We start from the raw sequence: 22,510 nt of genomic DNA, 5'->3' as shown, positions 1-22,510 counted from the left end.
AGAAATCCGTGAAGATTGATCGCACGGTTGTGAAGGCTTCGTTAAGAAGCTGGCCTGAGTTTGCCGTGACCCGCACCGTGGAAGCATGACCGTTTTCGAGGTGCTCCCGGCGCCGCGGCACGCGTCCGGGGCGCACCTCGACCGTTCCACCTGGCCGCTGAGCGCCGAAGTCGACGACCTCGGCCGGCTGTGCGTCGGCGGAGTGGCCGCCACGAAGATCGCCGCCGAGTTCGGCACGCCCGCCCATCTGGTGGACGAAACCGATTTCCGGGCGCGCATCGGCTGCTACCGCGCGGCGCTGCCGAAAGCCGATCTGATCTACGCGGGCAAGGCACTGCTGAGCGTGGCGGTGGCCGGGTGGGCCGCCGACGCGGGCGCCGGCGTGAGCGTCTGCTCGGCCGGCGAGCTGGCCACCGCGCTGGCCGCCGACGTGCCGCCGTCGCGGATCGTGCTGCACGGAAACGCCAAGACCGCCGGTGAACTGCACGACGCGGTCGCCGCCGGGGTGGGGTGGGTGGTGGTCGACTCCCCCAGCGAGATCGCGCTGCTCGCCGGTTGGGTTCGCAGCCGCCAGCGGGTGCTGATCAGGGCCATTCCCGACACCGACGGGGCCGGCGCGCCCACGCAGACGTTCGGCTTCGCGCTGACGGGCGGCCACGCGGCCGGTGCCGTCAAGCGAGTCCTGGACCAGCCGTGGCTCGACCCGGTCGGGCTGCACTGCCAGCTGGGGACCCTGGTCGCCGACGCCGGCGCCTACGGTGCGGCGATCGGGCAACTGGTCGCCGTCATGGCCGAGGTCCGCGACCGCCACGACGTCGTGCTCACCCAGCTCAACCTCGGCGGGGGACGGGCACTCTCGTCGACCTACGGCGACGCGGAGCCGCAGCTGCGCGCGCTCGGGGGCGTCGTCGACACCGCGCTCGCAACTGCGTGTGCCGAGCACGACTTCCCCCGCCCGCGGGTCGTGTTCGAGGTCGGCCGCGGGATCGCCGCGCACGCCGGGATCACCCTGTACCGGGTGATCGCCGTCAAGCACCAGCCCGGCGGGGGCATCTTCGTCGCGGTCGACGGCACCGACCAGGCCGCCGACGATGCCGAGCACGCCGTCGCACTGGCGAATCGGCCCCGGTCCTGCCCGACCGCGCGCGTCACCGTGGTGGGCCGCAACGGCGAGACGGGCGGCGCGATCGCCCGCGACGTCCCGGTGCCCGCCGACGTCCGGCCCGGCGATCTGCTGGCGGTCGCCGGCACCGGCGCCTACCACCACTCGATCGCGTCGAGCCGCAGCCTGGTGGGCCGCCCCCCGCTGGTCGCGGTCGCCGGCGGCCGTTCCCGCGAACTGGTGCGCCGCGAGACCGTCGCCGACTTGCTGGGGCGTGACTGCGGCTGGTCCGGCCGCGAATCCGGTGGCCGATGACTTTGAGCGTCGAACCTGTCCCCGAGCAGGCCAACCGCCGGTCCGAAATCATCGCGCGAACCTGGTCGCACGCTGTGTCGGTGCGCGTGACGGCCGTCTACGCCGTGGCGCTGCTCGCGGTGTCGCTCACCCTGACCAGGCTCGGGCCGCACGCCCGCGAACTCGTGGTCAGCCAGATGAGCACCAACCTGCACAACTTGGCGCACGGGCACCTGGGAACCCTGGTCGGCAGCGCCTTCGTCGACGGCGGCGACCATATCTTCTACTGGCTGCCGGGACTGGTGTGCCTGCTGGCGTTGGGCGAACTCATCTGGCGCGGTAGAGGTTTGGTGCTCGCGTTCGCCGTCGGGCACATCGGCGCGACGCTGATCGTCGCGGTGGGACTGGTCGTCGCGGTCGAAACCGGATGGCTGCCGTTCTCCATCGCGCGGGCCTCCGACGTGGGCATCAGCTACGGCGCGGTGTGCGTCCTGGGCGCCCTTACCGCGTCGATCCCCACGCGCTGGCGGGCGGCCTGGGTCGGTGGCTGGGTCGGCGTCGCCGGGGTGGCGACCCTTGGCGGCGACTTCACCGCCGTGGGCCATGTGCTGGCGCTGCTGCTGGGCATCGGCCTGTCGTTTCGGTTGCGCACCATCGCTTCGTGGACGCCGGCGCACGCGGCCTTGCTGACCGCCGGCGCGGCGTTCGGCTACTTCGTGCTGGCGGGGTGGTCGACGTCGGGCCCGATCGCGGGCGGCGTGGGCATGCTGATCGCCTTTTTTACCGGCCGGGCGCTGCGGTCGGCGGGAATCCTCGCTCCGGTGGGCGGATAACGGTCACGTCCCGGTGCCCGGGCTGAGAGACTGGATGCTCTCTGCCGCAGTCGGAGGTTGCCGGTGATTCGCACGTCACGTCGTCGCCCCCTGGTCGCCCTGGCCCTCGCGGCGGCCGTGTGGGCTGCGCCCGGCCCGCCCGCGGCGCGCGCCGACCCCCCACCACCGCCACCCGGGCCCGACGTCGGCGTCGACGATCCGCCCGCCGACCAGATGTGTTGGACCTTTCAGCGCATCTGGGTGCCGTGTGACCTGTTGCGGCCGGATCCGCCGCCCCCGGGCCCCTAGCCGGCGGCCAGCGTTTCGGCACGGTAGCGGCCGGCGGTCCACGGCGGGGAGCCCGGGGTCGGCGCGAGCGTGACCGCGATTTCGGCTTTGCCGGCGGTCATGGCTGCCGGCACGAGGTAGGTGTCGCCCAGCCAACGATGCGCGTCGTTGCTGCGCGGCTGCAGCCAGTTCCCGGCGGCCGTACCGTCGACGGCCACGTCCGCCGACTGATAGCCGGTCGCCTGGTCCGACGTGCGGTGCAGCAGCACGCCGTGGTTGTCGGGGCCGATGTGGACGCGGAACGTGACCGGCGCCAGGGTGCTGCGGACCATCCCGATCACCGGCAGGAGGTCGTCGGTGCCTTCGTATGAACTGGCCAGCAGTTCCTCGGTGGCGTCGGAGTCGGTGTATGCGTGCAGAGCCCGGCTGCCGGGATCGGTCGGATCGAGTTCGTCGACCGTGGTGATGGTGTCGTCCGGCTGTGTGTAGAGGAAGGCGGTGGAGCTGTAGTCGGCCTGGACCAGGTTGCGTTTGCCGTGCTCGATGCCGAACCGGAGCGCGCAGTGGTAGTCGACGGCGTCGGCGAGCATGAGCCGGTAGACCGCGACGCAGTAGTCCGCGCACCCTCCGGCCGCCGTGCGCTGATCGGGTTGGCCGTTGAGCGGGTTGGAAAAGCGGGTGCCGTTCTTGAAATACCAGCCCCCTTCGTAGAAGTCCTCCGTGCCGGTGCCGTACCACTGCGGAGACGCGGAGCCGTCCGTGTAGACACGTTCGGCTCCCTCGAGGAAGAAGGGGGCGTCGTCGCTGAACGACGTCTTGGTCCGGGCACCGCGGATGGTGTGGCTGACGCCCACGAACTTGCCGTGGCCGGACTCGTCGGCGAACGACCAGTCCCGCCCGAAAGCCGTCGGACCGGCGTGGGAACGCGCGGTGAAGTAGCCCGCCCGGCCACTGGCCAGCGCCGGCGCCCACTGCGGGTCCGGCGTGGTGGCGACGTCGCTGGCGATCCCCGCGACGGCAATGTCGGTGGTATTGACCAGCAGAACGCGGGCGCTGCGGGCGAACGGCATGGGCCACCACGCCGCCAGCGCCAACGATCCCCCGGGCTGCGGGATCGCGGCGAACATCAGCGAGCGCACGCTGTTGGAGCCCAGCCCGGCGCCGAAGAACTCTCCGAGGGGAGAGTCCACCAGGTTTCTGCCGTCGAACTCGATCTCCAGGCGCAGGCCGGCCAGCAACCGATCGGTCGGTTCAGGTATGCGCAGCCACAGCGTCGACAGGGTGCCCGAGCCCGTCGATTCGGCGATGGTCTGCGCGGCGCCGGCGGGCACATCGACGATTCGACTGTCGTGCACGCCGGCCTGGTTGGCCGGCTTGGGGTCGGCGGTCCCCGCCGCCCGCAACGTCGCGAGCACGTCGAGCGCGGGGTCGGACGGCGTGAACGTGGCGACGCCGTCCGCGGTCGGAAAGCGGCGGTAGGCCACGTGGTAATACTCGAGATGCGACGCGATGCTGATGCGCATCGAATGTCGGTATGGCATAGGCACTTTGACGTAGACGCCGCCGGGCGACTGGGTGGCATCGGCGACGAGGGGCCACACGAACGGCGCCCCGAGCGCGCCGTTCACCAGCGATTGCAGTGGCGTGTCGACCACGGGCTGCCCGTCCAGCTCGACGCGGATGTTGCCCATCCGGGTCACGTCGCCGCCGTCGCGGGTGAACCAGATGGAGTCCACCTCACCGGCGCCGTGATCCTCGGCGACGACGCAGCCCGCGCCGCCGGAGGTCAGGCAGCCGCCGCTGCCGTTCTTGTTACCGGTGGAGAAGTCGAAGTTGCCCCCGCTGCGGTCGAAGCTGGATATCTGCAGCGCCTCGGTCTCCGGGCTCAGGTACGGCAAGCGGTCCAGCCGGCGGAAGCTGTCCCAGCCGACCAGCGTTTCGGTGCCGCCGGCCGGCTGCGGCCCGGCCGGCGTGGCGCCCGCGACCGGAACGCCGGCGACCGCGCTCAGCAGCACGAGGATCGCGGTCCACGCCCGAACGGCCACCGGCATAGGAACAAAGGCTACTTTTTTCCGCCGCGCATCTCGCCACTGCGGCGCCCGGGCAGACCAAAAGTCGGGCAGACGAAATAAATGCAAAACTTTTAGTACACACAGTTCTAATTGGGGCTCATCCTCGGTATGCTCCGCGTAGGCATTACAGCCGCGGTCTCATCAGAAATCCGGAGGATTCGAGCATGACCGACAAGTCACGTCGTCGCGGTATCGCGGCGGGCCTGGGACTGGCCGCCGGCTCCGCGCTGACTGCCGGTTTCCTCCTGGACGCTGCGGCGCCCGCCGCCGTGGCCGATGCCACCGCCCACGCCCCCGCCCCGGACTGCCCCTTCGTCCCGACGGTGGCACCGGTGCCGGTGGTCGTCACCCCGATGCCGGTGGCGCCAACTCCGGTACCCGTGATGGTGACCCCGGCGCCCATCGTGGCTACCCCGGTCCCGGCGGTGATCACCCCCGCACCGGTGGTCACCCCGGCGCCCGTCGTGGTCACCCCGGCGCCCATCGTGGTCACCCCGGCGCCCGTCGTGGCGACCCCGGCGCCCGTCGTGGCGACCCCGGCGCCCGTCGTGGCAACCCCCGATCCCGCGGTCGTGGTGACTCCCGACCCAGTGGTGGCAACCCCGGACCCCGCGCTGATCACCCCGCTTCCCGCGGTGGTGGCTCCGCCGCCGGCCGTCGTGGCCCCGCCGCCGGTCGCGGTCGCGGTGGTGGCTCCCGCACCCGCCGTCGCTCCCGCTCCGGCGCCTGCGGTGGTGGCTCCGGCACCGGCCGCGGCAGCCCCGGCAGCGGCCGCACCGCCACCCGCCCCCGCGCCTCCCGCGGCACCGCCCCCGCCCGCCGCACCTGCACCGCCGCCCCCGCCCCCGGGGGCTCCGCCCCCGCCTCCAGGGCCTCCGGGTGCGCCGGCACCGCCGGGCTCGGACAACTAGGCTCGCGCGGTCACTTCGGGTTGTCCCTGCCTTTCAAGTCCGTATCCCGGCTCGGCTGAACCCGTTTCGGCTCGCCCGGCATCTTCGGGTAGTTCGGCGGGTAGGGCATGTCGCGCAGGCCCCGCTCCTCGTCGGCCTCGACCATCTCCAGCAGCGGCGCGATGGACTGAACCACGTCGTCCATTGCGGCCCAGGGGTCGTCGCGGCGCTCGACCAGCTCGGGCACGGTGGCCATCGTGTAGTCGTCCGGCTCGGCGCCGGCCAGCTCGTCCCACGTCAGCGGCATCGACACCGTCGCGATCGGGGTGGCCCGCACCGAATACGCCGAGGCCATGGTGCGGTCGCGCGCGTTCTGGTTGAAGTCGATGAAGATTCGAGCGCCGCGCTCCTCCTTCCACCACGACGTGGTGACCGCGTCGGGCGCGCGGCGCTCGATCTCGCGGGCCAGGGCGATGCCCGCCCGGCGCACCACCACGAAATCCCAGTCGGTGGCGATCCGCAGGAACACGTGAATCCCGCGGCCCCCGGACGTCTTCGGATAGCCCACCAGGCCGAGTTCGTCGAGCAGCGGCGCCAGCACGTCGACGGCCACCGCACGCGCCTCGGTGAAGGCCACCCCGGGTTGCGGATCCAGGTCGATGCGCAGCTCGTCGGGGTGGTCGGTGTCCGGGCACCGGACCTGCCACGGGTGCAGCGTGACGGTGCCCATCTGCGCCGCCCAGACGATCGCCGCGGGGTGGGTCACCTTCAGCGCGTCGGCGGTGCGTCCCGACGGGAAGGTCACCCGACAGGTCTCCAGGTAGTCGGGATGGTGCTGCGGAACGCGCTTCTGATAGATCTCCTCGCCGTCGATGCCGTCGGGGAAGCGCTGCAGGTGCGTGGGCCGGTTGAGCAGTGTCGCCAGCATCGGGCTTGCGGCTGCAACGGCCACGGTGCGGTAGTACTCGACGAGCCGCCGCTTGCTGCCCTTGGCACCCAGCTTGGGGAAATACACCTTGTCCGGATTGGTGAGGCGCACCGCAACGCCGTCGACGTCCAGCTCTTCTGCAGCAGCCATACGAGAGATTCCAGCACAATCAGGCTATGGACCTACCCGTGATGCCGCCGGTGTCGCCGATGCTGGCGAAGTCGGTGCGATCGATCCCGCCCGACGCGTCGTACGAACCGAAGTGGGACGGGTTTCGCTCCATCTGTTTTCGCGACGGCGATCAGGTCGAGCTGGGCAGCCGCAACGAGCGGCCGATGACGCGCTACTTCCCCGAGCTGGTCGCGGCGGTCGCGGCGGAGTTACCGCCGCGCTGCGTGATCGACGGGGAGATCGTCATCGCAACCGAGCACGGCCTGGACTTCGAGGCATTGCAACAACGCATCCACCCGGCCGCCTCGCGGGTGCGCATGCTCGCCGAGAAGACGCCGGCGTCGTTCATCGCTTTCGACCTGCTGGCGCTCGGATCCGACGACTACACGCGGCGGCCGTTCACCGAGCGGCGCGCCGCGCTCGTCGACGCGCTCGCGGGCTCGGGTCCCTCGATCCATGTCACGCCCGCCACCACCGACCCGCAGACCGCACGGCGCTGGTTCGACGAATTCGAGGGCGCCGGGCTCGACGGCGTCATCGCCAAGCCGCTGACCGTCACCTACCAACCGGACAAGCGCGTGATGTTCAAGATCAAGCACGAGCGGACCGCCGACTGCGTGGTCGCCGGCTATCGCGTGCACAAGTCCGGCGGCGACTCGATCGGCTCGCTGCTGCTTGGCCTCTACACCGACGAGGGACAGCTGGCGTCGGTCGGCGTCATCGGCGCCTTCCCGATGGCGCAGCGGCGGCGGCTGTTCACCGAGCTGGCGCCGCTGGTCACCGACTTCGAGGGCCACCCGTGGAACTGGGCCGCCCACGAGGCCGGCGAACGCACCCCGCGCAAGAACGAGTTCTCCCGCTGGAACGCCGGAAAGGACCTCTCCTTCGTACCGCTGCGGCCCGAGCGCGTCGTCGAGGTCCGCTACGACCACATGGAGGGCCGTCGGTTCCGCCATACCGCTCAGTTCAATCGGTGGCGCCCGGACCGCGACCCGCGTTCGTGCACCTACGAACAGCTCGAGCAGCCGATCACTTTCAGCCTCGGCGACATCGTGCCCGGCCTCTGCTGAGCCCGGCGAGCGTCCGCAAACGTACGCAAGCATCGGCGTGTCGCGGTACAGACACGCGCGCTCGCGGGAACGGGGGGCTACACCGCGACCGTCAGGGCCGAAAGTCCGCGCAGCGTGACGTTGGCCTTATACCGCGGCTCGCAGCCCAGCCGGGCGCCGGGGAAGCGTGCCGCGAGCGCCGACAGGGCCAGGCCGGCTTCCAGGCGCGCCAGCGGAGCCCCGATGCAGTAATGCATGCCCCGACCAAAACCCAAGTGGCGAAACGTTTCCCGGTCCGGGTCGAACTCGTCGGGCCGGTCGAACTCGGCGGAGTCGCGGTGGGCGGCGGCCAGCAGCAGCATCATCACGTCGCCCGCGGTCACCTCCACGCCGCCGATCTCCATGTCGGCGAGGGCGATTCGGCCGACCATCTGCACGGGCGCGTCGAAACGCAGGATCTCCTCGATGACGGCCGGGGCGCGGGCGGCGTCGGCAGCCAGCGCCGCCCACTGCGCGGGCCGGCGCAACATCGCCAGGATCGCGTTGCCGATCAGATTCACCGTCGTCTCGTGGCCGGCGACCAGCAGCAGCACACACGTCGACACGATCTCGACCTCGGTCAGCTGATCACCGGACTCCTCCACCGCGATCAGCGCCGACAGCAGGTCGTCGCCGGGCCGGCGGCGGCGCCGCTCGATCAACGCGTGCAGGTATTCCCGCAACCCCATGGCGGCCTGCATCCGGTCCTTCATGCCGTCCGACGGCGCCCCGGTGAACGCGACGAACGGATCCAGGGACTGCGCGAGCAGCGCCGAGGCGTGGCTGAACTGCGGCTCGTCCTCCAGCGGCACGCCGAGCAGGCGGCATATCACGGCCACCGGCAGCGGGTAGGCGAAGTCCTCGACGACGTCGAACTCGCCCTTCTCCACGATCCGGTCGAGCAGCCCGTCCACCAGGGCGCCGACGTCCGATCGCAGCGCGTTGACCACCTTCGGCGCGAACGCCTTGCTGACCAGTGCGCGCATGCGCGTGTGATCCGGCGGATCGAGGAATAAGAATCCCGGCGGCGAGGGCTGCGGCACCTTCGCACCGGCGGCTTGCAGGGCCTGGACGTAGACCTGGCTCTGCCGTTGCCACAGCGTGGATTTGGTGCGGTCACTGCCCGACGACGGATGCCGCAGCACCTCGTCGCAGTGCCGGAAGCTGGAGAAGACGGTCAGGCCCGCCCCGGGCATCTGCAGCGGCCCGAGGTCACGGAACCGGGTGTACAGCCGGTACGGGTCGGCGCGGTTGGCCGGGTCCAGCAGCTCGAGCAGCAGGCCCTGAGAGTCGGCGCGCCGGGTGGGCGTGGTCGTCATGCCCACATTGTGCCCGCGCCGCGGATGCTCAGCGCCGCAGGAACTCGTCAGGGGTACGGATGGTCTGCATGTCAGGTCCCTTCGGATAAGCCCGCCAACTCCGGACGGGTCATCAATCGATCGAGAAATTCGCGCTGACCCTTCAGCAGCCTGGTGCGCGCCTCCGCCACGCTAAACCAGGCGACCCGGTCGACCTCGGGGATCTCCCGCATGGTGCCCGAACCCTTCGGCCATTCCATGAGAAAGGTGTTGCTGCGCGCGTCGGTGACGTCGAGGTCGCTGCCGACCGCGAAGGCGGTCACCACCTTCCCCCCGGGTTGCTTGAGCGCACCGAGGTCCAGGCGCGGCCCCGCCGGCACCGAAAGGCTCAGCTCCTCGCGGAATTCGCGCCGCGCGGCCGCCCAGGGATCCTCACCGTCGCGGTACTCGCCCTTCGGGATCGACCATGCGCCTTCGTCTTTGCGGGCCCAGAAGGGGCCGCCGGGATGGGCGATCAGCACCTCGACGGCGGCGTCACGGATCCGGTACAACAGCACGCCGGCACTGCGTTTGGGCCCCTGCGTTGTCAAGGCGCCTCAGACTCCGATGGCCAGTTCCAGGTCCTTCAGCGACGACTCCAGGTGCGCCAGCAGCCGCTGCAGGTGCGGCACGCTGCGCCGGCACCCGACCAGACCGAAGTCGAGGTTGTCCGCGTTGCCCGCCAGCGTGATGTTCAGCGCCTGGCCGTCGAGCACGATGGAGAACGGGTAGTTGCCGTCGAGCCGGGCGCCCCCGTAGTACAGCTGCTCGGTGGGTCCGGGCACGTTCGAGATGACGAGGTTGAACGGCGGCGGCGTGGAGGCCACCCACCCCGGGAACGCCGCCAGGGCCAGCGCTGCCATGTTGACCGCGGACAGCGCCAGCGCCTGCATCCTCGGCAGCTGCGAGAACACGTCCTTGTTGTTGCGCATCGACTCGGCTACGACTTCGAGACGCTTCGCCGGGTCTTCGACGTCGGTGGCGAGGTTGCACAGGATGGCGCCGACGAGGTTGCCGCCGGCGTCGGCTTCGGCCTCGGTGCGCAGGTTCACCGGAACCATGGCGTGCAGGGACGTGTCCGGCAGCGCGTTTCGCTCGAGCAGGTAATAGCGCAGCGCACCCGAACACATCGCCAGGACGACGTCGTTGAGGGTCACACCCGCGGCCCTCTTGACCGCCTTGATCCGGTCCACCGACCACGACTGCGCGGCACACCGGCGGGCGCCGCCGATCTTGACGTTGAGCATGGTGCGCGGCGCCCCGAAGGGCATGGTCAGCTGCTGCTCGAACAGGGCCGCGCGAGCCAGTGACACCGTCGACGGTGCCAGTGCCGCAAGGGATCCCGCCGTGTGCAGGACGGAACTCAACGCGGACGACGGGGGGCGGCCCTTGCGCTTGCGCTTCGGCATGGTCCAGGGCGCGCGGATCTCGCGGTCGTCGGGGTCGCTCGACAAGGCGCGCTGCATGAGCTTCTGCGCGGAGACTCCGTCGAGCAGTGCGTGGTGGACCTTGGTGTAAACGGCGAACCGGCCGTCCTTGAGTCCCTCGATGACGTGCGTCTCCCACAGTGGCCGGTGCCGGTCGAGCAGGCTGCTGTGCCATCGCGAAGTGAGCTCGAGCAGTTCACGGACGCGTCCCGGCGACGGCAACGCCGAACGGCGGACGTGATAGTCGATGTCGACGTCTTTGTCGTAAGCCCAGGCCAGGTTCGCGATACCGCCCCAGAACGTCGCCGGGCGCTTGCGGAAGGTGGGCTGGAACTCGCGCTGGGCGACCAGGCCGTCGTAGAACTCGCGGACGAAGTCGCTGCCGGCGTCCGGTGGCGGCTCGAACAACTGCAGACCACCGACATGCATGGGGTGCTCGCGCGATTCGCCCAGCAAGAAGACCGAGTCGGTGGGCATCATCAGTTCCATCCACTCATTAGACGCCCTGCCGGACATAAAGCGAAGGCTTCTGCGGGCTGGTTGCCGGAGCGGCCGGCCGGCCGGGCGCGTCAGTCGGCGGCCACCGACCACACCGAGGTCGCGATCAGGTCACCGCGTTCCAGCGCGGCCGCGCGGTGCTGGTGAACCTTTGCGTATTCGTCGGTGGTGACCATGTCGGCGAAGGCCTGCGGCGTCGGGTACTCGACGATGAGAATCGCGTCCCACCAGGGTTTCTCGCCGTCTCCGATGACGTAGGCCGGTGCGGTGCCCGCGTACCGCACGGTGGCGCCGACGCGCTCGATGTGGGGGGCGACCTCCAGCGCGTACTGCTGGTAGGACCGGCGCCCGTCCGGTCCGGCGAACTTCAGCAGGTTCACCATCACCACCGGCGCGTCCGCCGGTCGCGCCATCAACGCCGCGAACTGATCCGGGGTGGGTTCCAGCGAGCTGCTCATGCGAATCTCCTTGTCTGTCAAAGCAGGTCGGTGATGGTCTTGAGGCCCGCGTCGTACAGCACGCCCGGCAGCATGCCGCCGTCGCATTCGATGGTGGTGCCGTTGACGAAGTCGGCCTGTCCGCTCGCGAGGAACACGCAGATCCTGCCGACCTCGGCCGGCTCGCCGGCCCGCCGCATGGGGACCGCGGCGAAATATTCTGCGCCCGTTGGGTCGTCCTTGGGCAGCACGAACGACCGGAAGTTCTCGGTCATCGTCGGGCCCAGCGCGACGCAGTTGACCCGCACCACGGGTCCCCACTCCTCGGCCAGGGAGCGGGTCAGGTGGTTGAGGCCGCTCTTGGCCGCGCCGTAGGAGACCAGCGTCGGGGATCCCGCCGGGTGTCCGGCGCCGCTGGAGATGTTGATGACACAGCCCGTGCCGTCCTGGGTGCGCATCTGCCGGTACACGCGGATGGCGAACCACAGCGGGCTGATGAGGTTCATCTGCACCGCGAAGGCGTGAAACAGCGCCGTGCGCTCGAACTCGTCGGCGCTGGCCGGCGCGCCCTGAATGCGTTGCACCAGTTCGGGAATGGCCTCTACGTGCGGCGCCGGAACAGTGCCCCCGGCGTTGTTGACCAGGATGTCGACCCGGCCGTGGGCGCCGACCACGTCGGTGACGAAGGAGTCGATCGAGCGGCAGTCGCCCTGGTCGCACACCTGCTGGAAAGCGCGGTCCGCCCACTGCGGCTCCACGCCGGGGATGGTGTCCAGCGGCGAGCGCGAGCAGCCGATCACCGTGGCACCGGCGCGGAGCAGTTCGTGGGCGATGCCGACCCCCACGCCACGGCTGGTGCCGGTGACGATCGCGATCTTGCCGTCGAGGACGCTCATCACCGAACCCTCCGCACCAGCCGATTGACAGCCACTGTCAACCGGTCATACTGTGCCAGTCCAGTCGCCGGCGTGTAAAGCCACGGGAGGTCATCGATGAGCAACCCGTCCAAGCTCCGTGTGGTCCAATGGGCGACCGGCGGCGTCGGCAAGGCCGCCATCGAGTGCGTGCTGAACCATCCCGGCCTCGAACTGGCCGGCTGCTGGGTGCACTCCCCGGACAAGGACGGCCGCGACGTCGGCGACATCCTCGGCATCGGCGCGCTAGGGGTGCGGGCCACCAACAGCATCGACGAGGTGCTGGCCCTCGACGCCGACTGCGTGATGTACAGCCCGCTGATCCCCAACGACGACGAGGTCGTGGCGATCCTGCGGTCGGGCAAGAACGTGGTCACCCCCGTCGGATGGGTGTATCCGGACCCGGACAACAAGCGCCACCGGGCCGTCGCCGACGCCGCGATCGAAGGCGGTGTGACGCTGCACGGTTCGGGGATCCACCCCGGTGGCATCACCGAGCGGTTCCCCCTCATGCTGTCCTCGCTCTCCTCGGCGGTCACTCACGTTCGCGCCGAAGAGTTCTCGGACATCCGCACCTACAACGCGCCGGACGTGGTGCGCCACATCATGGGCTTCGGCGGCACCCCCGAGGAGGCAACGCAAGGGCCGATGGCCGGACTGCTTGAGGCGGGATTCAAGCAGTCGGTGCGAATGATCGCCGACCGCATGGGTTTTCGCATCGAACCGAACATCAGGACCATCCAGGACGTCGCCGTCGCGACCGCCGACATCGACTACGAACCGTTCCCGATCACGGCTGGAGCGGTGGCCGCCCGCAGGTTTCGTTGGCAGGCCCTGGTCGACGGCGAGCCGGTGATCACGGCCGCGGTGAACTGGCTGATGGGCGAGGAGAACCTGGAACCGGCCTGGAATTTCGGTGGGCTCGGGGAGCGCTTCGAGGTCGAGATCACCGGCGACCCCACCGTGAGCCTCACCTTCAAGGGGCTGCAACCGGAAACCATCGCCGAAGGGCTGGTGAAGAATCCGGGCGTGGTGGCCACCGCCAACCACTGCGTCAACGCCATCCCCGACGTCTGCGCCGCCGCGCCGGGCATCAAGACCTATCTGGACCTGCCGCTGTTTGCGGGACGCCCCGCCCCCGGCGTCGCGACGGCATAACGCGCTGCGGTGACCGACATGACCACACCCGGGTACACCCACGCCTCCTCGATGCGCGGCCACGCCGCGATCGTCACCGGTGCCGCGCAGGGGGTGGGCAAGGGTGTCGCCGCCGCACTGCTGGAACGCGGTGCCCGCGTGCTGCTGGTCGACATCCAGGGCGACAAGCTGGCCGCCACCACCGCCGAGCTCGCGGCCCTGGGCCACGCCGAGATGCTGGTGGCCGACCTGCGCGACCCCGACAGCGCCGGGCGGATCGCGTCGGCCGCGGCCGATGCGTTCGGCGCGGTGCACGGCCTGGTCAACAACGCCATCGCCACCAACGAACCGAAGGCGTTCGTCGACATCACCGTCGAGGACCTGGCGCTCGGCTACGACGTCGGCCCGCGGGCGACCTTCCTGCTCATGCAGGCGGTGCACCCGTTGATGGTCGAGGCGGGCGGCGGATCGATCGTCAACCTCGGTTCGGGGACGGGCACCGGCGGCGAGCCCAGGTGGGGCGGTTACGCGGCGGCCAAGGAGGGCATCCGCGGGCTGTCCAAGGTCGCCGCCCTGGAATGGGGGCGCGACAACATCCGCGTCAACGTCGTCTGCCCGTTCGCCGAGTCCGACGGTGTCAAACTGTGGAAGTCGTTCGCGCCCAACGATTACGCGAAGGCCCTCCGGCGCATTCCCATGAAGCGCATCGGCGACGTCCGCACCGACGTCGGCGCGCTGGTGGCCTTCCTGCTCGGCACCGACGCGACGTTCATCACCGGGCAGACCATTCACGTCGACGGCGGGATCGGCTGCTTTCGATGAACCTGCGCGACCGGCAGCGCGCACAGATCCGGGCCGACATCAGCCGGGCCGCGTTCCGCCTGTTCACCGAGCGCGGGTACGACGCGGTCACGACCGAGGAAATCGCCGGCGCCGCAGGGGTTTCGCCTCGCACCCTGTTCCGGTACGTGCCGGCCAAGGAGGAACTGCTGCTGGCGCCCGTCAGGCACGGCGGCGCCGCGATCGTGAACCTGCTCGAACGCCGGCCGGCCGGCGAACCGCCCGACGTAGCGCTGACCAACGCCATCATCACCCGGACCCGCTCCTTCGACGAGGCCGACTGCCAGCGGTGGCGGGAGGCCCTGCTGGCCGCACCCGGCCTGCTCGACAAGGTCACGATCCACACACCGGCCGACAGGGAGCGCGCGATGAAGCTCATCGGCGAACGCATGGGCATCGGCGCCGACGCCGACATCCGGCCCGGGCTGCTCGTGCAACTCGCTTTCGCCGCAGCCGACTTCGCCTTCCAGCAATGGGTGCGCCAGGCCATGGCGCCGCGGCCGCTGGACCGTTATGTCACCGATGCGCTCGAGGCGGTCAAGAGTCCCTATTGGCGCGTGACCCGCACCGGCGCCCCGTCCAGCCAGGCCACCACCGCCTCGACGGAGTCGGAATAGAAGGCGCCCAGCATCTCTCGCGTCACGTAGCCCAAATGGGGTGACAGCGTCACATTCGCCAGCCTGCGCAGGGCATGATCCGACGGCAGCGGTTCGCTGTCGTAGACGTCGAGCCCGGCGCCGGCGATTCGCCCGGCATCGAGCGCCGCGATCAGGGCGGCCTCGTCGAGGATGGGCCCCCGCGACGTGTTGATCAGGTAGGCGTGCCGCCGCATCAGCGCCAGCTCGGATTCGCCGACCAGTCCCCGGGTGCGCTCGGACAGCACCACGTGGACGGAGACCACGTCGGATTCCCCGAACAGCGCCGCCTTATCGACCCGCCGAGCGCCGGCGGCCGCGGCTCCGTCCTCGGTGAGGTTCTGGCTCCACGCAATGACCTCCATGCCAAACGCTTTCGCGTACTGCGCCATGCGCCTGCCGACCCGGCCCAGTCCGAGCAGGCCGAGGGTCTTGCCGGACAGCGTCATCCCCGCGGTCTTCTGCCACCCGCCGTCACGCATCCGGCGATGCTCTTCGGCCAGGTTGCGCACGGTCGCGATCAGCAGGCCCCAGGCGAGTTCGGGCGTCGCGTCGCGCGCGGCGCGGAATCGCGGATGGGTGAAGTCCGAGTGCGCCACGAGGACGCCGTGCTCGGCGGCTGCCGCCATGTCCAGGTTCGGCAGGCTTGCCCCGACAATGGTGATCAGCTTGAGGTTCGGCAGCCGCTCGATGAGCGTGCGCGGCAGCGCCATGCGTTCGCGTAGGGTGCACAGCACGTCGAAGGGGCGCAACGCCTCGGCCGCCTCCTCTTCGCCCAGATGGCGGTCGAACACCGTGACCCGCGCCCTGCACTGCACCGGTGACCAGTCGGCAACGGTGAGGGCCACGCCGGCGTAGTCGTCGAGTATCGCCACCCTGGGCCTGCGGTCAGCCATCACCCTCATGGTGGCATGCCCCGGCGCGAAGGGGGGCGAAGCGCGTCACGCCGTGCACGTTCGCCCCCGCAACGCCGCGGCGCCCGACAACCAGACGGCGGCTCAGCCGCCGCCCCCGCCGGCACCCCCGCCGGCGCCCCCGCCGCCGCCGGCCCCGCCGCCGGCCGCACCGGAAGTTCCCCAGTCGGAGTACCCGCCGCCGGACGGCACCCGCGCCGGGGCCGGCGGCGGCGGTGGCGCCGGGTTCGACGACGTCATCGGTGGCGCTGCGGGTGTGTTGTCCGCGAGCGTGACCGCGGCGCAACCATTGCCGGACGCGATCGCCAGGCCGATCGCTGCGGCACCGCCGATCAGCGCGACGGCGCTCTTGACTTGAGATTTCATCGATCCCCCATCTTGGTCGTGAATGCCTTACGCGATGGCAGATACCCGATCCCCGGGTGTTGACACGGGCGTCAGGTGAACGCGGGCAGAACTTTGTCGGCGAGCAGTTGCACGGACTTCCACGCTTCGTCGGCGGGCATGCCGCCGACCAGGGGGTGCATGACCAGTGGCCCGTAGTCGTCGGCGGCCCGGATCTCCGCGATCAACTCCTCGGGGGTCAGGAAGCGGTACCGTCCCGATGCCCGGACCTCGTCGAGCGTTCGCACCCCCGGGATGTGCATGTACGAACGCGCGTCGGTGGACCATTGGCCGTAGGTGACCGCCTCCCACAGGATGTGGTCACCGAGTTCGGCCCAGGCACGGTCCGGGTCCTCGTGCAGGTAGATCATCCCGCGATTGACCGGCCCGGGCATCAGGACGAGCGGCGGGATCCCCGCGTCGGCGCACAGGCCGCGATAGTAGGCGGCGATGTCGGGCAGGTGGTCGGCCAGGCTCAGCGGCAGCCGGAAACGCGCCGCCCGGCGCGCAGTGGCGCGCGCGCCGCCCCCCACATACAGCGGCGGATGAGGACGGGTCCAGGTGCCCGTGCAGATCCCGGCGTCCGCGCCGGCGCCGGCCCAGACCGACAGCATGCGTTCGACCAGATTGTCCATCAACGCGCCGCGGTCGCCGAAATCGGCTCCGAGAGCATCGTATTCGACGGTGCGGTAGCCGAGGCCCACCGTGGTGTGCAACCGGCCACGGCTCATGTTGTCGACCAGCGCGATGTCTTCGGCGAGCCGGACCGGGTTCCACAACGGTCCCAGTGCGCAGTCGACGCTGGCGATCAGCCTCGAGGTCCGCGCCAGAAACATCGCCGCGGCCATGATCGGGTTGCAGCTCCACCCGTGGCCGGTCGAGTGGTGCTCGTCGACGCTCACGGACGTGAAGCCGTGGGCTTCGCCCCACTGGGCCAGTTCCAGCGCGGTGGACAGGATCCGGTTCTGCGTGCGCGGATCACCTTGCGGTGAGGCGAAATTGAAGCGCAGCACCGTCAGCAGCACGTCCCGCCTCCCGTCATCGCGGGGCCGGTGCGAGGCGCCGTCATGAGTTCCTCGCCAGTTGCTCTCTGAGCCAGGCGCTTTCCCAGAAGTTGGCGCTCGCGGCCAGCAGTCTCTCGTGCGCCTCCCGCAGCACGCCGCGTGCGTCCGGGTGGTCGGCGGGCAGGAGCTCGGCGAGGTGGATCGCGTGCAGCGGGCGATCGGCGCGCAGGTGGGCCCGGGCGCGGTCCACCAGCGCGGCGGCCCCGGCCAGTTCGACGACGTCGGCGGCGACCGCGTCGAAGCCGACAGGGTAGAGCTCCGTGGTGGATTCGTGGTGAAACCAGCCCGAGTAGTTCTCCCAGACGGCCCGCACGTCCCACGCCACCTTGCCGTAACCCTCACCGACGTCGCAGTCCGGCGGCAGCGTGATCTCGCGCATCAACGTCCGGACATCCTTGCCGGCGTTCATGCCTGCCACCGTCTGGTCGTGGACGTGCCGGAGCGCGTCGCGCAGCCGGGTCAGCTCGGCATCGATGCGCCCCCGTCCCGCGATGGGCTCGAAATGGCCCGTCACCAGCAGCTCGGGCTTCAGGTCGCGCACCCGCTCCACGGACGCGATCGCCGTCAGCGCGTCGCGGTACCGGTCGCCACGGACGGTGACGAGGTTGGGCATGTGTCCGAAGACGGGACCGAAGGTGTTACCGCACAGACAGATTCGCTCGTCGGGCAGCCAGACCACTAGTGAGTCGGTGGTTTCCCCGCCCGGCACGGAGATCAGCTCCAGCCGCCGGCCACCGACCTCGAGGGTGAGCGTGTCCTCGAAGTCGAGGTCCACGACGGGCACGCTCTGGCCGGGCAGGCGCTTGCTGCCGACGCGCCGTTGGATCGCGCCGATGCCCTTCGCCAGCGTGTCCTTGAAGGCGAACGCGCTGCGGGCGGCGCGGTAGGGCATCAGGCGTTCGTTGTCGTCGCGCCACGCACGCCAATTCGCCTGCGCGACAACCGTTGTCCCGGGGTCGCGCACGCTGTCCAGTCCGCCGACGTGGTCGACGTGGCCCTGCGTGAAGATGATGTACCGCACCGGCGAGGCGTCGACTGCGTCGAAGTTGGCGCGGTGCACCGGCCCCTCGAAACCCATCCCGGTGTTGACGATCACCCGCCCGTCGGCCGTGGTCAGCAGGTAGGCGTTCGACAGGCCGGGCGAGCACCACAGCCCGGGGGCGATCCGCTCGGCACGCTCGGCGGCCGCGGGGCGCATGGCCTCGGCACCCGGCCTGCTCCGGTAGACCGGCTCGCTCTGCTCGGCGTCGCTACTCATCGCGCACCTCGAACCTGTTGAAGTAGAAGTCGAACCGGCCGCGCAGCTCGTCGGGCGAGACACCGAAGTGCCGCCGCAGGTCGTAACGGATGCGGCCGTGCCTGCCGCGCGGATTTCCGTCCAGGTAACGACGGAAGCCCTCCCGCGCCTTCGAGCTCACCTCGGATCCGGCGCGCCGGTAGAGCTCCTCGAGCAGCGGCAGCTCGCTGCCGTTGAGCTCGTGGAAGCCGACGTCGATGCTGCGTTCGGCGGGCACCAGGTCGCGGTCGCGCACGCACGCGCCGAGCAGGCGGTGCACCCGGTCGGTCCAGTAGGCCAGCAGCCACTGCGGGTCGATGCTGGTGCGGCGCAGCCGGTCGGAGTAGGCCATCATCGTGATCGTCGACTGGATCACCGCGACCGGGTCGCGGTGGGTGAAGACCACCGTCGCATCCGGGAAGGTGGCCATCAGCGGGCCGAGTTGCTCGCAGTGCTGCGGGCTCTTGAGGACCCAGGTTCGCGGTCCGCGCAGGAAAGTCAACGCCTGCAGTACTTTTCGCAGGTATGCGTAGTGCCGGGTCTGGTCCAAGAGCAGGTAGCAATCGCGCCAACCAGGCACGCGCGCATGCCATTCCAGCACGTAGGCGGCCAGGTCGAGGTCGAGCAGCTCCACCTCCTCCTCGATCGCCTCCGGGTAGCGGTCGTGCATGGCGGCCACCACCGGCGCGCTGGCCATCAACGCGTCGTGTTCGGCTCTGGCCCGTGCGTAGCGGGGGTCGACGCCGGACACGCCGGGTCCCTGCCCGCGCGCCGGGACGGGCTCCTGGCTCTCCCAGTAGGGCAACGCGCGCCGGCCGGGATCGGCGGCGATGAGGTTCACCAGATGGGTGGTGCCGGAGCGCGGCATCCCCACCACGATGAACGGCTTCTCGATCTCGATGGACTCGATCTCGGGGTACCGCTCGAGGAGGTCGGTCAGTGATATCCGGTTGCGCAGCAGGCGAACTATCCGCTGCCGCAGCGACCCGCGGGTCAGCTGGCGCAGCCCCTCGTCGGCCTCGATCGCCCCGACGTGCGCGCGGAGCCGGTCCCCGAAGCCGCCGGCGTCGTCGATGCCGTCGGGGTCACCGACGCCGGCCGCGGCGATCGCCTCGGCCAGCATGCGGTCGATGTCGAACTCGACGGGCCTGGCCTCGGTGTACTCCAGGATCTGGCGTTGAACGTCGGTCAGCCGCGGCGACGTCAGGTCGTCGAAGTCGATGTCGGGGATGTCGCCGACCCCGAAGCCTGCCGCGCCCATGCGACCGCCTCCTCGACCCGTGTCGACCATGCCCGGTGGCGAATGTTCCGTGGTGTCGAATATTCGACGTACCATTCGAAATGTGACACAGACGGTAGCCTCGGTGCAGACGCCTCGTCAACCCTCGTCCCCGCCGACGCAACGCGTCGTCGCGATCATGCAACTGCTCGCGTCGCAGCCCGGCCGGGCCTTCTCCCTGGCGGAGATCTCCCGCGAACTCGGCATCAGCAGGGCCACCGGCCACGCCATCCTGGCCACGCTGGCCGTGCACGACTGGGTACTGCGCGACGCCGCGGCGGCCACCTACTGTTGCGGGCCGGGCATCGCGTCGCTGACCGGCCCGGCCGGTGACCGCAGGTTCCACGGGGTGCTCCGAGAGCTGGCCGAGAACGCCGGGACTCAGGCGTTCCTCGCCCGCCGCGAAGGCAACGCCATCGTGGTGGTCGACAGCGCCGGTGAATCCGCGTCCGGGATGGGGGTGGAGCGCGGCCTGCGCATGCCGCTGGTCGCGCCGTTCGGCCGCGACTACGCCGCGTTCGCCACCGCCGGTTCGCGGCGGACGTGGCTCGAAGGCATCGGCAGGCCATCGGCGGCCCTATCCCGCCGGATCGGCGCCGTGCTCGACGAGATTCGCGAGCGCGGCTATGCCGTCGACCGGCTCAGCCGCGAATACGCACGCGTGTACACCGCGCTGCGCGCGCTCGGGCGTGACGGCGAGCCCGATGCCATCACCGCGCGGCTCGCGCGCGCCTTCGCCGACCTCACGGTCATCGACTTCGTGGCCGGCGAGCTCGCCGGCCAGGGCAGGCACGGCATCGCCACCGTCTCGGCGCCGATCCTCGACGAGGACGGGATCGCGTCGATGTCGATCGGCGCCGCGCCGTTCGCCGAACTCACGGCCGCCCAGGTCGGGCGACTGGGCAGGCAGGTGCGCGCCGCGGCGCGGCGCATCGAGTCGCGGGTCGCGGGGCCTAGAGGTTAGCCAGGTCGTCGGGAACGTCGACCTTGTGCTCCTCGAGCACCTCGAGGGGCACCACCTCGAGCGTTCGCTCGTGGGTACAGGCCAGCACCACCGGGGCGGCACATCCATCCTCGTGGGCCTGCAGCCAGTTCAGCGCGGTGACGCACCACCGGTCGCCGGGCAGCAGACCCGGAAACCGGTATTCCGGTATCGGCGTCAGCAAATCGTTGCCGATGGAGCGCTGATGCTCCAGGAATTCGGCGGTCATCACCGCACATATGGTGTGCCGGCCCACATCCTCGGGACCTGTCGAGCAACAGCCGTCGCGGTAGTAACCGGTGAGCGGTTCGTTGCCGCATGGCTGGAGCGACCCGCCTAGCACGTTGCGATCAGGCACGCCTTCAGTATTGCGCTGTTTGGGGTGAAGTTCGACGGGACTTCGCGGTCGAAGGTGAGGCGACGATCGTCCCTCCTGCTCAGCGCGCACCTTCGCGGCGCCGGGCCAGAAAACGAAGGACGGCGCGCCGCGGGCGAACGCGGACTCCGAGTGGCCCAAGGTGACGAGTCGATAACGATTTTCGACGCCCGATTGTGGCTCCACGGTTAGTGAGCCCGCCAAACTTATCGTCACAGCGTGCACCGTCGAACGGCCCTGAAACTGCCGCTACTCCTGGCCACCGGTGCAGCACTGAGCCGAGCGCCGCGCGCCCGCGCCGAAGAGGCCGGCCGGTGGTCCCCCGATCGCGCCAACCGCTGGTACCAGGCGCAAGGCTGGCTCGTCGGTGCGAACTACATTCCGTCGAACGCCATCAACCAGCTGGAGATGTTTCAGCCCGACACCTTCGACCCGCGCCGCATCGACACCGAGCTCGGCTGGGCCCGGTTCTACGGGCACAACACGGCGCGGGTATTCCTGCACGACCAGCTCTGGGCCGCCGATCCGCGCGGCTTCCAGACGCGGCTGGGCCAGTTCGTCGACATCGCGGGCCGCCACCGCATCAAGCCGCTGTTCGTGTTCTTCGACTCCTGCTGGGACCCGGCGCCGCGGGCGGGGCGACAGCGCGGCCCCCGACCCGGGGTGCACAACTCGGGCTGGGTGCAAAGCCCGGGCGCCGAACGGCTCGGCGACCCCCGCTACGCCGCGGTCATGCGCGACTACGTCACCGGCGTGCTCACCCAGTTCCGCAACGACGACCGCGTGCTGGGCTGGGACCTGTGGAACGAGCCCGACAACCCGGCGCGCCAATATCGCAGCGCCGAGCGCAGCGACAAGGAGCAGCTGGTGGAGAACCTGCTCCCGCAGGTGTTCCGCTGGGCCCGCGCCGTGGACCCCGGTCAGCCGCTGACGAGCGGCGTCTGGCGCGGTGATTGGGGAGAACCCAAGGGCCGCAGCCCCATCAGCGACTTCCAGCTCGCGAACGCCGACGTGATCACGTTCCATTCCTACGCCGAGCCCGCGGGATTCGAGTCCCGGATCGCCGAGCTCGCCCCGCTCGGCCGGCCGGTCCTGTGCACCGAGTACATGGCCCGCACCAAAGGCAGCACCGTGGAGGCGATCCTGCCGGTGGCCAAGCGTCACAACGTCGGCGCCATCAACTGGGGCCTGGTCGCCGGGAAGACGCAGACCTACTTTCCCTGGGATTCCTGGGATCACCCGTACACCTCGATCCCGAAGGTCTGGTTCCACGACCTGCTGCGCCCCGACGGACGGCCGTTCCAGGACAACGAGGGCCTGACCATGCGTGGGCTGGCCGGAAGCCAGGCCTGAGGCGGGCGGCTA

Annotated in this window: 23 protein-coding genes; 10 read left to right on the top strand and 13 right to left on the bottom strand. The window is 70.3% G+C overall.

The window, feature by feature from the left end; translation table 11 throughout:
• Window positions 1-85 precede the first annotated feature (85 nt).
• The 3 genes from G6N48_RS20805 to G6N48_RS20795 all read left to right on the top strand — a co-directional run bounded on the left by G6N48_RS20805 (window position 86) and on the right by G6N48_RS20795 (window position 2,517).
• A complete protein-coding gene (locus G6N48_RS20805; RefSeq protein WP_085270304.1) occupies window positions 86-1,417 on the top strand; it encodes a diaminopimelate decarboxylase family protein in 1,332 nt (443 codons plus the stop codon).
• Window positions 1,414-2,229: a rhomboid-like protein gene (locus tag G6N48_RS20800; protein ID WP_085270303.1), complete on the top strand. Its 816-nt coding sequence runs from the start codon at window positions 1,414-1,416 to the stop codon at window positions 2,227-2,229. The genes G6N48_RS20805 and G6N48_RS20800 overlap by 4 nt, the downstream gene beginning before the upstream one ends.
• Before the next feature lie 63 nt (window positions 2,230-2,292).
• A complete protein-coding gene (locus tag G6N48_RS20795) occupies window positions 2,293-2,517 on the top strand; it encodes a hypothetical protein (protein ID WP_139825868.1) in 225 nt (74 codons plus the stop codon).
• Here the strand turns inward: G6N48_RS20795 and G6N48_RS20790 are convergent.
• Window positions 2,514-4,547, bottom strand: a complete 2,034-nt coding sequence (locus tag G6N48_RS20790) for a glycoside hydrolase family 172 protein (protein ID WP_085270302.1) — start codon at window positions 4,545-4,547, stop codon at window positions 2,514-2,516. The two genes, G6N48_RS20795 and G6N48_RS20790, sit on opposite strands and share 4 nt — an antisense overlap.
• Before the next feature lie 185 nt (window positions 4,548-4,732).
• On the opposite strand from G6N48_RS20790, the gene G6N48_RS27865 reads away from it, so the two are divergent.
• On the top strand, window positions 4,733-5,479 hold the full coding sequence (locus tag G6N48_RS27865) for a hypothetical protein (RefSeq protein WP_179969830.1): 747 nt from the start codon (window positions 4,733-4,735) through the stop codon (window positions 5,477-5,479).
• Between the two features lie 10 nt (window positions 5,480-5,489).
• On the opposite strand, the gene ligD is transcribed toward G6N48_RS27865, so the two are convergent.
• Window positions 5,490-6,536 carry a non-homologous end-joining DNA ligase gene (gene ligD / locus G6N48_RS20780; RefSeq protein ID WP_085271471.1) on the bottom strand — a complete coding sequence of 349 codons (1,047 nt, stop codon included), beginning with the start codon at window positions 6,534-6,536 and terminating at the stop codon, window positions 5,490-5,492.
• A 26-nt stretch (window positions 6,537-6,562) separates the two neighbouring features.
• On the opposite strand from ligD, the gene G6N48_RS20775 reads away from it, so the two are divergent.
• Window positions 6,563-7,627 carry an ATP-dependent DNA ligase gene (locus G6N48_RS20775; RefSeq protein ID WP_085271470.1) on the top strand — a complete coding sequence of 355 codons (1,065 nt, stop codon included), beginning with the start codon at window positions 6,563-6,565 and terminating at the stop codon, window positions 7,625-7,627.
• A 77-nt stretch (window positions 7,628-7,704) separates the two neighbouring features.
• On the opposite strand, the gene G6N48_RS20770 is transcribed toward G6N48_RS20775, so the two are convergent.
• The 5 genes from G6N48_RS20770 to G6N48_RS20750 all read right to left on the bottom strand — a co-directional run bounded on the left by G6N48_RS20770 (window position 7,705) and on the right by G6N48_RS20750 (window position 12,240).
• Window positions 7,705-8,964: a cytochrome P450 gene (locus G6N48_RS20770; protein ID WP_085271469.1), complete on the bottom strand. Its 1,260-nt coding sequence runs from the start codon at window positions 8,962-8,964 to the stop codon at window positions 7,705-7,707.
• Window positions 8,965-9,035: 71 nt separating this feature from the next.
• Complete coding sequence (locus tag G6N48_RS20765) at window positions 9,036-9,533, bottom strand: NUDIX domain-containing protein (RefSeq protein ID WP_179969896.1); 498 nt, start codon at window positions 9,531-9,533, stop codon at window positions 9,036-9,038.
• A 6-nt stretch (window positions 9,534-9,539) separates the two neighbouring features.
• Complete coding sequence (locus G6N48_RS20760) at window positions 9,540-10,898, bottom strand: WS/DGAT/MGAT family O-acyltransferase (RefSeq protein WP_163670887.1); 1,359 nt, start codon at window positions 10,896-10,898, stop codon at window positions 9,540-9,542.
• An 80-nt stretch (window positions 10,899-10,978) separates the two neighbouring features.
• Window positions 10,979-11,365 carry a DUF1330 domain-containing protein gene (locus G6N48_RS20755; RefSeq protein WP_085271466.1) on the bottom strand — a complete coding sequence of 129 codons (387 nt, stop codon included), beginning with the start codon at window positions 11,363-11,365 and terminating at the stop codon, window positions 10,979-10,981.
• Between the two features lie 17 nt (window positions 11,366-11,382).
• Window positions 11,383-12,240, bottom strand: a complete 858-nt coding sequence (locus G6N48_RS20750; RefSeq protein ID WP_085271465.1) for an SDR family NAD(P)-dependent oxidoreductase — start codon at window positions 12,238-12,240, stop codon at window positions 11,383-11,385.
• Between the two features lie 96 nt (window positions 12,241-12,336).
• On the opposite strand from G6N48_RS20750, the gene G6N48_RS20745 reads away from it, so the two are divergent.
• From G6N48_RS20745 to G6N48_RS20735, 3 genes are read left to right on the top strand one after another with little or no spacing between them, the layout of a single operon-like run.
• On the top strand, window positions 12,337-13,416 hold the full coding sequence (locus tag G6N48_RS20745; RefSeq protein ID WP_085271464.1) for an NAD(P)H-dependent amine dehydrogenase family protein: 1,080 nt from the start codon (window positions 12,337-12,339) through the stop codon (window positions 13,414-13,416).
• Window positions 13,417-13,434: 18 nt separating this feature from the next.
• Entirely contained in the window at window positions 13,435-14,217 is a 783-nt protein-coding gene (locus G6N48_RS20740) for an SDR family NAD(P)-dependent oxidoreductase (RefSeq protein ID WP_085271463.1), read from the top strand.
• Window positions 14,214-14,852: a TetR/AcrR family transcriptional regulator gene (locus G6N48_RS20735; protein WP_085271462.1), complete on the top strand. Its 639-nt coding sequence runs from the start codon at window positions 14,214-14,216 to the stop codon at window positions 14,850-14,852. The genes G6N48_RS20740 and G6N48_RS20735 overlap by 4 nt, the downstream gene beginning before the upstream one ends.
• Here the strand turns inward: G6N48_RS20735 and G6N48_RS20730 are convergent.
• The 5 genes from G6N48_RS20730 to G6N48_RS20710 form a co-directional block, all read right to left on the bottom strand.
• Window positions 14,783-15,766: a D-2-hydroxyacid dehydrogenase family protein gene (locus G6N48_RS20730; protein ID WP_085271461.1), complete on the bottom strand. Its 984-nt coding sequence runs from the start codon at window positions 15,764-15,766 to the stop codon at window positions 14,783-14,785. The two genes, G6N48_RS20735 and G6N48_RS20730, sit on opposite strands and share 70 nt — an antisense overlap.
• 102 nt (window positions 15,767-15,868) lie before the next feature.
• A complete protein-coding gene (locus tag G6N48_RS20725; RefSeq protein WP_163670885.1) occupies window positions 15,869-16,150 on the bottom strand; it encodes a hypothetical protein in 282 nt (93 codons plus the stop codon).
• A gap of 71 nt (window positions 16,151-16,221) precedes the next feature.
• Window positions 16,222-17,193 carry an LLM class flavin-dependent oxidoreductase gene (locus tag G6N48_RS20720; protein WP_085270884.1) on the bottom strand — a complete coding sequence of 324 codons (972 nt, stop codon included), beginning with the start codon at window positions 17,191-17,193 and terminating at the stop codon, window positions 16,222-16,224.
• 40 nt (window positions 17,194-17,233) lie between these two features.
• On the bottom strand, window positions 17,234-18,490 hold the full coding sequence (locus G6N48_RS20715; RefSeq protein WP_232066674.1) for an MBL fold metallo-hydrolase: 1,257 nt from the start codon (window positions 18,488-18,490) through the stop codon (window positions 17,234-17,236).
• On the bottom strand, window positions 18,483-19,769 hold the full coding sequence (locus G6N48_RS20710; RefSeq protein WP_085270883.1) for a sulfotransferase family protein: 1,287 nt from the start codon (window positions 19,767-19,769) through the stop codon (window positions 18,483-18,485). The genes G6N48_RS20715 and G6N48_RS20710 overlap by 8 nt, the downstream gene beginning before the upstream one ends.
• Window positions 19,770-19,851: 82 nt before the next feature.
• Between G6N48_RS20710 and G6N48_RS20705 the strand changes: the two genes are divergently transcribed.
• On the top strand, window positions 19,852-20,751 hold the full coding sequence (locus tag G6N48_RS20705) for an IclR family transcriptional regulator (protein ID WP_232066673.1): 900 nt from the start codon (window positions 19,852-19,854) through the stop codon (window positions 20,749-20,751).
• On the opposite strand, the gene G6N48_RS20700 is transcribed toward G6N48_RS20705, so the two are convergent.
• Window positions 20,741-21,127 (bottom strand): DUF2237 family protein, encoded by a 387-nt coding sequence (locus G6N48_RS20700; protein ID WP_085270881.1) that lies wholly within the window; start codon window positions 21,125-21,127, stop codon window positions 20,741-20,743. The two genes, G6N48_RS20705 and G6N48_RS20700, sit on opposite strands and share 11 nt — an antisense overlap.
• Before the next feature lie 237 nt (window positions 21,128-21,364).
• Between G6N48_RS20700 and G6N48_RS20695 the strand changes: the two genes are divergently transcribed.
• On the top strand, window positions 21,365-22,498 hold the full coding sequence (locus tag G6N48_RS20695) for a cellulase family glycosylhydrolase (RefSeq protein WP_085270880.1): 1,134 nt from the start codon (window positions 21,365-21,367) through the stop codon (window positions 22,496-22,498).
• Window positions 22,499-22,510: the final 12 nt, after the last annotated feature.

The organism is Mycobacterium parmense, from assembly GCF_010730575.1.
Classification (GTDB): Bacteria; Actinomycetota; Actinomycetes; order Mycobacteriales; family Mycobacteriaceae; genus Mycobacterium; species Mycobacterium parmense.
This window is presented reverse-complemented; position numbering and strand designations above follow the sequence as displayed.

Coding starts and splice junctions, on each gene's coding strand:
- G6N48_RS20805 (WP_085270304.1), top strand. CDS start 86: ATGACCGTTTTCGAGGTGCTCCCGGCGCCGCGGCACGCGTCCGGGGCG.
- G6N48_RS20800 (WP_085270303.1), top strand. CDS start 1,414: ATGACTTTGAGCGTCGAACCTGTCCCCGAGCAGGCCAACCGCCGGTCC.
- G6N48_RS20790 (WP_085270302.1), bottom strand. CDS start 4,547: ATGCCGGTGGCCGTTCGGGCGTGGACCGCGATCCTCGTGCTGCTGAGC.
- G6N48_RS27865 (WP_179969830.1), top strand. CDS start 4,733: ATGACCGACAAGTCACGTCGTCGCGGTATCGCGGCGGGCCTGGGACTG.
- ligD (WP_085271471.1), bottom strand. CDS start 6,536: ATGGCTGCTGCAGAAGAGCTGGACGTCGACGGCGTTGCGGTGCGCCTC.
- G6N48_RS20775 (WP_085271470.1), top strand. CDS start 6,563: ATGGACCTACCCGTGATGCCGCCGGTGTCGCCGATGCTGGCGAAGTCG.
- G6N48_RS20770 (WP_085271469.1), bottom strand. CDS start 8,964: ATGACGACCACGCCCACCCGGCGCGCCGACTCTCAGGGCCTGCTGCTC.
- G6N48_RS20760 (WP_163670887.1), bottom strand. CDS start 10,898: ATGGAACTGATGATGCCCACCGACTCGGTCTTCTTGCTGGGCGAATCG.
- G6N48_RS20755 (WP_085271466.1), bottom strand. CDS start 11,365: ATGAGCAGCTCGCTGGAACCCACCCCGGATCAGTTCGCGGCGTTGATG.
- G6N48_RS20750 (WP_085271465.1), bottom strand. CDS start 12,240: ATGAGCGTCCTCGACGGCAAGATCGCGATCGTCACCGGCACCAGCCGT.
- G6N48_RS20745 (WP_085271464.1), top strand. CDS start 12,337: ATGAGCAACCCGTCCAAGCTCCGTGTGGTCCAATGGGCGACCGGCGGC.
- G6N48_RS20740 (WP_085271463.1), top strand. CDS start 13,435: ATGACCACACCCGGGTACACCCACGCCTCCTCGATGCGCGGCCACGCC.
- G6N48_RS20735 (WP_085271462.1), top strand. CDS start 14,214: ATGAACCTGCGCGACCGGCAGCGCGCACAGATCCGGGCCGACATCAGC.
- G6N48_RS20730 (WP_085271461.1), bottom strand. CDS start 15,766: ATGGCTGACCGCAGGCCCAGGGTGGCGATACTCGACGACTACGCCGGC.
- G6N48_RS20725 (WP_163670885.1), bottom strand. CDS start 16,150: ATGAAATCTCAAGTCAAGAGCGCCGTCGCGCTGATCGGCGGTGCCGCA.
- G6N48_RS20715 (WP_232066674.1), bottom strand. CDS start 18,490: ATGAGTAGCGACGCCGAGCAGAGCGAGCCGGTCTACCGGAGCAGGCCG.
- G6N48_RS20710 (WP_085270883.1), bottom strand. CDS start 19,769: ATGGGCGCGGCAGGCTTCGGGGTCGGCGACATCCCCGACATCGACTTC.